The organism is Sphingomonas morindae, from assembly GCF_023822065.1.
GTDB classification, from domain to species: Bacteria; Pseudomonadota; Alphaproteobacteria; order Sphingomonadales; family Sphingomonadaceae; genus Solisphingomonas; species Solisphingomonas morindae.
Genome location: NZ_CP084930.1, coordinates 620,429 through 630,842, shown reverse-complemented (window position 1 = coordinate 630,842; position 10,414 = coordinate 620,429). Strand labels below are relative to the sequence as shown.

Below are 10,414 nucleotides of genomic sequence, written 5' to 3'. Positions count from 1 at the left end.
CCCAACTCAGGCAGCATCCGCAGTTTGGCACTGTGATGGGCGCTGACTGGATGGCGGCAGCGCTCGAGGCTCAGCCGCCTAAGTCCCGCGCGCGCGAAGCACTTCAGACTGCGATCTCGAAACGGAAGCTTGGTAAAAATCAGCCGGTGGCGTCGACAAGAAGACGAGCAATGTCGTTATGTATCGGTTGGTAATCGACTAGAGTGCCGAGTTTGCGTCTTCGATGTCGGAGAGACTTGCTCTCGTGCGGTAGGACGCGACTGAGGCCGAGAAGGATCTGGCGCGCACGCTGACGAGCGGCCGCGGCAGCGGCAGCCAGGTGCGGCGCGCGACCTGACGCTCGCGGCGAATGGCGCGATCACGCTGGTGGCGGCGTACGAAGCGAACCGCCAGAGCGGCGACGCCAGGAGCAGCGGGTTCACGCTCGGGCTCACGGCGCAGCTGGGGCTGGACAAGGGCAAGCCCGCGGCGGTGGCGCCGACGATCTCGGTGGGCGTCTCCTCGTCGAACAGCCATTATGCCGGCACCCGGATCACCAACCAGGAGAGCGTGCTGCGCGCCGGCGGCACCGCGACGCTGACGACGCCGGGCGCGCTGGGGCTGGACGGCGCGCTCGTCTCGGGCGACCGGCTGGTGGTGGAGGCGGGCAGCCTGGCAATCGCCAGCCGGCAGGACAGCAGCCGCTATGCCTCGCACGCGCGCAGCGCCTCGCTGGGCGCGAGCGTCGCGCTTGGCACGGGGCAGGTGTCTTTGTCGGGCAATGTCTCCAGCGGCCGGCAACAGGGCGATTTCGCCAGCGTCGCCGAGCAGGCGGGTCTGTACGCCGGCGACGGCGGTTTCGCGATCCGGGTGCGCGGCGACACGAGCCTCACCGGCGCGGTGATCGCCAGCACGGCGGACGCAGCGAAGAACAGCCTCGTCACAGGCACGCTGCACGCGGCAGACATTCAGAACCGCGAGAGCTGGGACGCGCAGCAGATCGCGCTGGGCGGCGGGATCGGCGGGATCGGCGCGGACCGCGGCGGCCGGGCGACGCCGCAGGGCGCGACGCGGCTGCCGGGGGTGCGGCTGGGCCGCCTCGGCACGCTGACCGCCGCCCCGCCCATGGCCTTCGGCGCGGGCCGGGCTCAGTCGGGCACCACCCAGTCGGCGATCGCGCCGGCCACGATCACGATCAGCACGAGCGACCCCGCCAGCACCGCGCGCGTCGAAACACTCCGCCGCGACACCGCGGGCGCCAATGCCGGCGCGCTCCGCCAGCAGTTCGACGAGGCCAAGCGGGAGGAGGTCGCGAACGGCTTCCAGGCCGCGCAGACGCTGGTGGTGGAGACGAGTGCGTTTCTGAGCACCCAGGCGGCCAAGGCCGACCGATGGACCAAAACCCATCCCGGAGGAGATCCGAAGTCCAATCCCTATGCACTCTGGGGTGCGGGGGGTGCGGGACGACTCGTGCTCACCGCGATCAACGGCGCCGCCGGCGCTGACGTCACCGGGTCGCTAGGCGGGCTGGTGCAGGCGGCGGCGGTCAATGTGCTGCAGGGGCTGGCGACGACCAAGGTCAAGGCGCTGGCCGATGCGCTGCACAGCGAAGGCGCGCGCGCCGCGCTGCAGGGCCTGGTCGGCTGCGCGGGCAGCGCCGCCGGCGGTTCGGGCGATTGCACCAGCGGGGCGCTGGGCGCGGCGGCAAGCGTCGTCGTCAACGACCTTCTTGTCTCTCTGGACCCGAAGAAGACGGACGAAAGTCGTGCTGTGAACGCCGCCGGCGACCCGGTACCCACCTATACGCAGGAGGAGCAACAGGCACGCGGCAATTTCGTCGCCACGTTGGTGGCCGCCATTGCCGCGGCCGCCGGGCTTGATACGCAGGCGGGAACGCTCTCGGCCCAGATCGAGACGCAGAACAATTCGGTCGAAACCGCCAGAGGCCCCGGCGGTCCCGTCACGATCTGCACCCTGGGCGAACAGACCTGTGCCGGCGCGCATCCCTTCGGCGCCTGGAAAAATGGCACCAAGGCCGAGCAGGAGCGCTGGCGGGCATTCGCCGCGCGGTCGTCCGGCGCAAGCGACGAGGAGATCGTGGCGGCGATGCGGTGGTATTATGCCGCCGTTATCGCCAACATCACTGATCCCAAATCGCCGAAGCCGACCGAGGCGGCGGCGGTGGCACACGTTCGGCAGGAAAGTGCGAAGAAGGCCGAACTCGACTATTTGTCAGCCGGCGACGCGCGCAAGCAAGCGGCCTTGTCCACGCTCAGCACTACGGAACTTGCCGAACTTGTTGCTTTCAAGCGCAATTATGAGGGGCTGACGGAGAGCGCCAAGGCAATCGTACGGTCCGACATGGCGTCGGCCCGCACGAGCAACGCTCCGGGCCGAGCCTTCGGAACTGTTCTGAAGGCGCTTGCAGACCCCGCCATCCTTCGTGCCCTGTATTTCGGGCAAGTTCAGGCGCACGCTAATGGATTGGACTTCGCAGCAGGCGTTTCCGACGCCGCCAAGCCAGCGGCACAGTTCCTCGCCGATCTCGGCACGCTCGGTCGCGTAACTGATCCGGCTACCGGTCAGTGGAACGCCTATTATCAGACGCCGGAAGGTCAGGCGGCCTATAAGGCGGCCCTGAACAGGCTGGCAACCCGCGCCGACGCGGTGGGTGGGGCCGCGACAGCCGCGGGATCGGCATTGCTTCAATTCCTGGCCGACATCGCTCCGCCTCGCTGGGCGGAGTCCTCTCTCTACGTGCCAAGTCAGGCCGAGGTGGATGCGTACCGAGCACGCTCGTCTGCCGCCCTGCGAGCTGCTGGCGAGGGAACGAATGCCATGCTTTCGGCTGTGGCAAGGCAGGTCGTGGATTTCTTCGATAGCTGCACGCTGGGGGGCAACAGCGCCTCGCGCGCCTGCGGTGGTGCCACCGCTATACTCGGTGCCAACGCGGTGATTACGCTCGCAACCGACGGGATCGGCAAACCCGCATTAGCGGAGATCGGGCTGGGCGAGAGGGGCGCGGGCCGCGCCGGCTCGGCTGCCGGAGCCGGCGTGCCGCCGGTTCGGATTTTCAATGGCATCGAACTCGATCCTAGGCTGCCTCCTCCGGAAGCGGGCTATGACTATGTTCCGAAGTTGGTCGACAGTTCGAAGTCTAACTTGGCAAATTCGCATTTAAATGGATTTAAGGCAGAATTGGAACTTGCCAACACGATTGCAGCGCTACCCAACCAGCAGGTAATCAGCTATGGTGCCAAGATCGGTACACAAGGCGCGGACGTGATTTCAGTGGACGTGACAACGGGTATGGTAACTCTGTGGGACAGCAAGTGGCGTAGCGCTTCGGGCATGATAAAATCCAGTGATACTTTCACGCCAGGGTCGAACGCGCTCGCTAGGGCCGTCAGGGATGCTCAGGAAAAAATCGAGAGGTCAAGTCTGCCGAACAACATTAAAGAAGTGGCGTCAAAGAATCTTCTGGAGCGCAATTTAATTACAAATACACCCGGTTCTGGCAGCCTGAGAAACTCAGTATCGGTGAGGCTGTGCCGAGGTAGGCCGTGTGTACCTGGAGAAATATAATGGGAATGATATTTGATCCAGTTCGGAAGAAAGAGTACTACTTACAAAACAAGCTTTCATATGAACTAAACCAAACCTATAATGAAAATAGATCCATGGGAAACCACGCCTGCCACTCTATTGAAGGTGTTATCTCCGCTTGGCTTGTAGGACTACATGCCGAGATCGCGCCGGTGCTGCCGCGCTCGCTCGACTGGATCGACAAAGCTCTGGCGAATGGCGAGGTCAACCGCTTCGGCCCTGATCCCAACGGGCACAGCACGACCTTGCACTGGGCGAAGGCCATAGGCCATTGGATGCTCACCGGAGAGGATGACAGCTATGAGTGGGACTTGACCCGCTGCTTCGAGGAAGCGCGTTGGCGCTTCCCTGAGCGCCCCTGGCCCACCAACGAGATCGTTCGCGACGGTCTGGACGATTATATGGCCTTCACGGTTGGAGCGGGTCCGCATGCCAAGTACGAATACGGGCCCGAGAGCGAAATCTACATGGCCGGCATCGACATGTACGAGCGGTGGACGGGTAAATCCGGGCCGATAAAGCTGGGCGGCACGCTCAAACCTCGCGAATTCGGCTACGCGCTGTGCCGCCATTATACGTGCGTCCAAAATTTCGACGAGGACGAGCTGTTTGCGGCGGGGCGCAAGATGCTGCGCGCCAACCTCCAGGAAACATGGCTCGGTGGCGGTCAATATATGCTTGCGGCTACGTGGCTCAAGATCGTCTATCACCAACTTCGGGGAGAGGCGGATCCGCTCCGGTGCATCCTCCACGCCTATGACGACATGCCCGACGTTTCCCGCCCAGCGTTCGTCTAGTATCGCGCAGCTGATCAGGGTTCGCCGGTTGAAGCGGCAGGCGACACCAGCCTCGGCAGCACCAGCGCCGCCCTGAGTGTCTCGGCGACGATCCAGTTTCCGGGCGGTGCGCCCGCCATCGCCGGGCAGTCCAAGGCGGGCGTGACGCCCGGAAGCCTGAACGGGTCGTTTGCGAGCCGCCGCTATGCGGCGACCCAGGCGGGAACGATCGGGGCGGGCACGATCGGCCTGGGCTCGAGCAGCGGCAACACGCCGCTCGACCAGATCAACCGCGACGTGACCAAGGCAAACCTCGTCACGCGGGACGAGGAGACCGGCTTCAACGTCACCATCGACCCCGGCGCGATCCGCGAGATCAGAGCCCTGGCGCGGGGAGACGCCTCCGCCAGCGTGATCCTCCAGGGCGGCCAGGCGCTGGCGCGCGATCCGCTTGGCGTGGCGAAGTCCGTGCTGGCGGAGATCGACGCCGTCAAGGACACAAGGCCGATAGCGGCGCGCTCGACACGCTTCTGGGGGCGGCGAACCGCGTCCTTGTCGGAGACCAGCGCGCCAACGAGATTGAAGCGCGCACGATCGCCACCGATCCCCGCTTCCTGGGCCGAAGCCCCGACGAGATCGGCGCGCTGCGGCTGCAAGACGCGATCGCCGATGTCCGGACGCGGTATGGAGAGGCGGCGGCGGCGGCGTTCGCGGCGCAGTTCGAGACCGCCGGGGGCCGGAAGATCCTGCGCGACGTCGGTGTGTTGACGGCGGCCTATCGTGAGAAGCGCGGCGATCCGGCGGCGGTGCGGAACGAGAAAGCGCCGCCGGCCCAGACGGATGGTTCCCATCCCAGCGAGGCGTCGCAGCCCGGCAGCCTGACGGTGACCGGTTCGGCCCCGACGCTCGGAGACCGGACCGTCGTCCTTCTCGCGAGCGCGGGTAGGCTGATCAACACGCTACCGGCGTCCGCACGCGAGGCGGCAAGCTTCGGCCTCAGCGCGCTGCTGGGCGGTCCGGTTACGGCCGTAGGCGGCTACTTCATCGACAAAGCGGTCGAGACGGGCATCCAGCAGAGCGAGACGGCGCAGGAGGCATTCAAAACGCTCGGCCTTCTTGGCGTCAGCGCGCTCTCATCGGCCAGCTATGAGCGCAATGCGCGGGAAGCAAGGGCGAGCGGAAACTATGAGGAGGGGACGAATCTCCTGACGGCGGCGGGCACGCTGCTCAACATCGGCGTGGCGAAAAAGCTTGCCGCGATCGGCGCGGCGGGTGTCACCCGCGGCAAGGCGATTCTGCGGGGAGCGGTCGGCGAACCTCGGACCGGCGACGGCACGGGCATCCCCCATGACAAGGCGGCCACCGACCGCGTCATCGTTGAAGACAGGAACACGGGGCCATATGATTCGAAGGCGTTCCGAGCCGCGCTTGAAGAGAAATATGGTGCCGAGAATGTCACGTCCACCACCGTACCGCCTGCCCCCCGGCAGCGGGTAAATTCCGATCTCGCGGAAGGTGTTGAAGTGATCACCGACGCGAACGGTGGACGGGCCGTTCGAGTGACATATGATGATCCTGTTGCCGGCGGGCCAATTTCGGCCCACATTCCTTATGATGTGAGAGGCTTACCGATATTCGACAGCGTCGCCAAATTTATTACGAGATTGGATCGTGGCCTTTCTCCTAGTGGACAGATGAGGCAGGCGACCAGGGATCTACGGGCCGCAATCAGGAGTGGGGCAGTCGACAAGTCACAATTCACACAAGATCAGCTAAGAAGTATCGAAGCGGGGAAGGCAAGTATTCCAGGTTTCACATGGCATCATAACGCCCAATCCGCGCCTGCAAACATGCAGCTTGTCCCGACTGAACTGCACAACAAAGTGGCCCACATTGGCACAGTATCTCTTCAAGAGGGCAAGTGATATGGATACGATCTACGACTATGGACCATTTGACAAAATCAAAATTATAGAGTTCGGAAATAAGCATGGTGTTTCACTTCCAGAATCCTATGTAGGTTTAATGGAAAAACATAATGGCGCCCAGCTTGAGAAAGACAGCTTCAAGTATACCACGGCAGACATAGAAGACTGGCTATCATTCAGATTCTGTGGATTCGGTGGGTGGCCAGTCTTAGACCGTATAGAAAAATACCAAAATATGGAATATCTCTTTCTCGAAAAGTATATGATATTTGGCCTGACCGGCGCGGGAGATTACCTGGCGTTTGTTCCAGAAGGGAACCCTCCTGAAAATCACGTAAAACTCATAATACACGATGATTATGAAGAAGGGCCCCATGGAGATCAGATGCGCATCGTCGATGTGGCGCGGAACTTCGATGAATTTCTTGCAGGTCTGATTGAGGTGGATGACTGAAAATCATGGTCGGCGAAGCTCGCAACTAAGAGCCGAGGCTCCCTGGCACTCCACGTGCTGGTCGAAGCGCACGCCGGCCTGGCCTGGGGTGAATTCTTAGCCCAGGCAGAGGGGCGTGGATTTGACCCCGTCGCTGTGGTTGCCATTGCGCAGTGCGGTTCGCAGTGCTGGCTTCAAGGGACCGGCGGCCGAACTTTGTCCTATGCCATGGATCGGGAAACCGACTATGCGCTGCGCAAATCGGGCGTCGGGGCGCTGCTGGATCATCTCAGTGCCTAGGCGGGGCCCTTTGGGTGCGCGTGTCCGCGTGACGGCCGCATCAGCAGTTTGAAAGTCGCCTCGACGCCTTACCGCCTGCCCCCGGCAGCGAATAAAATCCGATCTCGCGCAAGGCGTTTAAGTAATCACCGGCACGAGCGGCGGGCAGGCTGTTTGACTGACATATAATGATCCTGTTGCCGGCGCGGCTGCTTTGGCCAAGACGCCTCATGACGCTAGGGGGTAATGATGTTCGGCATTTTCTCCAAACGCAGAAATAAGGTGAAGTGCGTAATCGCCCTTGAAGGAAAGATGAGGCAGGCGACCCGGGATCTACGAGCCGCAATCAAGAGCGGCGCGGTCGATAAGTCCCAATTCACAAAAGATCAGCTGAAAGCCATCGAACTGGGGAAGTGCAGGATCCCAGGTTTTGCCTGGCATACCAACGCCCAATCCGCGCCTGCGAATTTGCAGCTTGTCCCGCTGGAGCTGCACGCGAAAGTCCCTCACATCAACTCGGTCTCTCTTGGCATTGGCAGATGACAATGGACATGATCTTCCACCATGGCCCGATGGATAGAAACGCCATTATAGCTTTCGGCCAAGAACGCGGCATCTCACTTCCTGAGTTCTATGTCGCGCTGATGGAGAAATACAACGGAGCGCAATTTACCAAGGATACGTTTAAGTTCGTCATCGACGGAAAAGAGGACTGTTTATCATTTGGCTTTTGTGGATATGGTGAATGGCCGGTCAGTGATATAATCGATAAGTTTCAGGACATAGAATTTGTATACCTCGAAAAGTACATGGTGTTTGGTGTGACTGGAGCGGGAGATTATCTTGCCTTTGTTCCCGAAGGTGACCCTCCTGAGAATCATGTGAAACTCTTGATACACGACGACTCTGAGGAAGGGCCCCATGGAGATCAGATGCGCATCGTCGATGTGGCGCGGAACTTCGATGAGTTTCTCGCGGGACTGTTTGAGTGGGAAGACTGACGATCATGATCGGCGGAGTTTGAAAATAATGAGATGACCGCTCGCCGACATTGGAGCCTTGAGCTAAGCCGCCTGGCAATCGAGTCCTACGTTCATGCTCCCTCTCGCGCGATCGAGGGCGACTTTGCGCCGCTGCCACGCGCTGCGCTTAGCGAGGCGGCCAGCCACCGGCCGCGGCGGCAACGGCCGCCCCGCCCGTCTCAGCATCGGCCGCCCCGGCTCCTCCGCGCCGCCTAGAGCGACCAGCCGCCATCGATCACCGTCGCCGCGCCGGTGACGAAGCCGCCCAGGTCGGACGCCATCCACAGCACCGCCTCCGCAATCTCGGCCGGCGTGCCGAGCCGGCCGACCGGCTCGAGATCGATCGCCTTCTGGATGTCGCCACCGGTGAAGCGGTCCATCATTGGGGTTTCGATATTGCCGGGCAGCACTGCGTTCACGCGGATGTTCTGCTTGGCATAATCGAGCGCGGCGGAGCGGGTCAGGCCGATGATGGCGTGCTTGGAGGCGGCATAGGCGGCGCCGCCCGCCACGCCGCGAATGCCCGCCCCCGAAGCGGTGTTGATCACCACGCCGCCGCCCTGGGCGACCATCTGCGCCAGCTCGTGCTGCATGCAGAGGAAGGTGCCGCGCAGATTGATGCCGAGGATGCGATCCCATTCGGCGAGCGCGATCTCATGCACCGGCGCGGCCTGGTTCTCGACACCGGCATTGTTGAAGGCGATGTCGAGCCGGCCGAACCGCGCCACGGTGCGCGCCACCGCTGCCTCCACCCGATCGGGCAGCGACACGTCGCAGGCGATCGTCAGCACGTCGCCGCCGGCGGATCGCACCGCCTCGGCGGTCGCGTCCAGCGCCTCCGCGCTGCGGTCGAGAATGGCGAGGCGCGCGCCCTCGGCGGCGAAGGCGATCGCCGCCGCCCGGCCGATCCCGCTCGCGGCGCCGGTGACGAAGACGATCTTGTCGGTGAAACGGTCGGGTCGGGCCATGCTGTACCTCCTTCTGCTGGCGGGGCGGGTCAGGCGTTCGCGCCGGGCGGCGGCGCGTCGCGCCCCACCATCGCCATCTGCTGCGGGGCGTAGCGGTCGCCTTCGGCCTGCAGCCCCGCCGCGGCGGTGTCGATCTCGGAGCGCTCGGCGTCGCTCAGCCGCACCTCGGCGGCGGCGAGATTCTCCTCCAGCCGGTGGAGCTTGGTGGTGCCGGGAATGGGCACGATATAGGGCCGCCGGGCGAGCAGCCATGCCAGCGCCACCTGCGCCGGGGTCGCGCCCCGGGCCTCGGCCACGCGCTTGAGCAGGTCCACAAAGGCCTGGTTCTTCGCCATCGCGGCCGGCGCGAAGCGCGGTACGCTGGCGCGGAAATCGCCGGCATCGACCTTGGTCAGCGCACCCGTCAGAAAGCCTTTGCCGAGCGGGCTGTAGGGCACGAAGCCGATGCCGAGCGCGTCGCACGCGGCGAGCACGCCATTGCTCTCGGGCTCGCGCCACCACAGCGAATATTCGTTCTGCACCGCCGCCACCGGCTGCACGGCATGGGCGCGGCGCAAGGTGGCGACGCCCGGCTCGGACAGGCCGAAATGCCGCACCTTGCCGGCGGCGATGAGATCGCGCACCGTGCCGGCGACATCCTCGATCGGCACCTGCGGATCGACGCGGTGCTGGTAGAGAAGATCGATCGTCTCGATGCCGAGCCGCGCGAGCGATCCGTCGACGGCGCGGCGGATATGGTCGGGCCGGCTCGTCACGCCGCCGAGAGTGGCGCCCGTCGCGGGATCGATGGCGAAGCCGAACTTGGTCGCGATCACGACGCGGTCGCGCACGGGGCGGAGCGCCTCGCCCACCACCTCCTCATTCTCGAACGGGCCATAGACTTCGGCGGTATCGAAGAAGGTCACGCCGCGATCGACCGCCGCGCGGATCAGCGCGACGCCCTCCGCGCGCGACAGCTTGGCGGCGTAGCCGAAGCTGATGCCCATGCAGCCAAGGCCGAGGGCCGATACAGTAAGGCCGCTGCGGCCGAGTTCACGCATCTGCATGGGGGTTCTCCTTGCTCGAATGGGCCTGTTCGGCCTGGGCGAAGACGTCGCGGGCGATGGCGATGGCGGTGCTTGCCGTCGGCCAGCCCGAATAGAAGGCGAGATGGGTGATGACCTCGACCAGCGCGTCGCGGCTGACGCCATTCTCGATCGCCTTGCCGAGATGGAAGGGCAGTTCGTTCGTCCGGTAGAGCGCAATCAGCGCCGCCACCGTGATCAGGCTGCGATCGCGCGGGGACAGGCCCGGACGCCGCCAGATCTCGTCGAACAGCAGCGTGTCGGTGATCTCGGTCAGCCTGGGCGCGATATCGCCCCAGGGCGCGCGCATCGGAATCTCGGTCACGGCTCGCCTTCCTTTCCTTTGGTCGCCTCCATCT

General features: G+C 63.9%; 11 protein-coding genes. 7 read left to right on the top strand and 4 right to left on the bottom strand.

The window, feature by feature from the left end; all coding sequences use genetic code 11:
• Nucleotides 1-333 precede the first annotated feature (333 nt).
• Both LHA26_RS03070 and LHA26_RS03065 read left to right on the top strand, forming a co-directional pair.
• Complete coding sequence (locus LHA26_RS03070; protein WP_302898063.1) at nt 334-3,564, top strand: hemagglutinin repeat-containing protein; 3,231 nt, start codon at nt 334-336, stop codon at nt 3,562-3,564.
• Nucleotides 3,564-4,382 (top strand): hypothetical protein, encoded by an 819-nt coding sequence (locus LHA26_RS03065; protein ID WP_252167287.1) that lies wholly within the window; start codon nt 3,564-3,566, stop codon nt 4,380-4,382. Before LHA26_RS03070 ends, LHA26_RS03065 begins: the two co-directional genes overlap by 1 nt.
• A gap of 182 nt (nt 4,383-4,564) precedes the next feature.
• Here the strand turns inward: LHA26_RS03065 and LHA26_RS03060 are convergent, their stop codons facing one another.
• The gene (locus tag LHA26_RS03060) at nt 4,565-5,212 is read right to left on the bottom strand and encodes a hypothetical protein (RefSeq protein WP_252167286.1); all 648 of its coding nucleotides are present in this window, start codon (nt 5,210-5,212) and stop codon (nt 4,565-4,567) included.
• A 33-nt stretch (nt 5,213-5,245) separates the two neighbouring features.
• Between LHA26_RS03060 and LHA26_RS03055 the strand changes: the two genes are divergently transcribed.
• From LHA26_RS03055 to LHA26_RS03035, 5 genes are all read left to right on the top strand, one after another.
• A complete protein-coding gene (locus LHA26_RS03055) occupies nt 5,246-6,286 on the top strand; it encodes an HNH endonuclease (RefSeq protein WP_252167285.1) in 1,041 nt (346 codons plus the stop codon).
• Between the two features lies 1 nt (nt 6,287).
• Nucleotides 6,288-6,743 carry an SMI1/KNR4 family protein gene (locus tag LHA26_RS03050; protein ID WP_252167284.1) on the top strand — a complete coding sequence of 152 codons (456 nt, stop codon included), beginning with the start codon at nt 6,288-6,290 and terminating at the stop codon, nt 6,741-6,743.
• Between the two features lie 54 nt (nt 6,744-6,797).
• Complete coding sequence (locus LHA26_RS03045; RefSeq protein WP_252167283.1) at nt 6,798-7,022, top strand: hypothetical protein; 225 nt, start codon at nt 6,798-6,800, stop codon at nt 7,020-7,022.
• A gap of 228 nt (nt 7,023-7,250) precedes the next feature.
• Nucleotides 7,251-7,544, top strand: a complete 294-nt coding sequence (locus LHA26_RS03040; RefSeq protein ID WP_252167282.1) for an HNH endonuclease — start codon at nt 7,251-7,253, stop codon at nt 7,542-7,544.
• 2 nt (nt 7,545-7,546) lie between these two features.
• Nucleotides 7,547-8,002 (top strand): SMI1/KNR4 family protein, encoded by a 456-nt coding sequence (locus LHA26_RS03035; protein ID WP_252167281.1) that lies wholly within the window; start codon nt 7,547-7,549, stop codon nt 8,000-8,002.
• Between the two features lie 233 nt (nt 8,003-8,235).
• On the opposite strand, the gene LHA26_RS03030 is transcribed toward LHA26_RS03035, so the two are convergent.
• Genes LHA26_RS03030 through LHA26_RS03020 form a run of 3 tightly spaced genes read right to left on the bottom strand, consistent with a single transcriptional unit; the run spans nt 8,236 to nt 10,380 of the window.
• Nucleotides 8,236-8,991: an SDR family NAD(P)-dependent oxidoreductase gene (locus tag LHA26_RS03030; protein WP_252167280.1), complete on the bottom strand. Its 756-nt coding sequence runs from the start codon at nt 8,989-8,991 to the stop codon at nt 8,236-8,238.
• Nucleotides 8,992-9,020: 29 nt separating this feature from the next.
• The gene (locus tag LHA26_RS03025) at nt 9,021-10,037 is read right to left on the bottom strand and encodes an aldo/keto reductase (protein ID WP_252167279.1); all 1,017 of its coding nucleotides are present in this window, start codon (nt 10,035-10,037) and stop codon (nt 9,021-9,023) included.
• Nucleotides 10,024-10,380, bottom strand: coding sequence for a carboxymuconolactone decarboxylase family protein (locus tag LHA26_RS03020; protein ID WP_252167278.1), 357 nt, complete (start codon nt 10,378-10,380; stop codon nt 10,024-10,026). The genes LHA26_RS03025 and LHA26_RS03020 overlap by 14 nt, the downstream gene beginning before the upstream one ends.
• Between the last annotated feature and the right edge of the window lie 34 nt (nt 10,381-10,414).

Coding starts and splice junctions, on each gene's coding strand:
- LHA26_RS03065 (WP_252167287.1), top strand. CDS start 3,564: ATGGGAATGATATTTGATCCAGTTCGGAAGAAAGAGTACTACTTACAA.
- LHA26_RS03060 (WP_252167286.1), bottom strand. CDS start 5,212: ATGGGAACCATCCGTCTGGGCCGGCGGCGCTTTCTCGTTCCGCACCGC.
- LHA26_RS03050 (WP_252167284.1), top strand. CDS start 6,288: ATGGATACGATCTACGACTATGGACCATTTGACAAAATCAAAATTATA.
- LHA26_RS03040 (WP_252167282.1), top strand. CDS start 7,251: ATGTTCGGCATTTTCTCCAAACGCAGAAATAAGGTGAAGTGCGTAATC.
- LHA26_RS03035 (WP_252167281.1), top strand. CDS start 7,547: ATGGACATGATCTTCCACCATGGCCCGATGGATAGAAACGCCATTATA.
- LHA26_RS03030 (WP_252167280.1), bottom strand. CDS start 8,991: ATGGCCCGACCCGACCGTTTCACCGACAAGATCGTCTTCGTCACCGGC.
- LHA26_RS03025 (WP_252167279.1), bottom strand. CDS start 10,037: ATGCAGATGCGTGAACTCGGCCGCAGCGGCCTTACTGTATCGGCCCTC.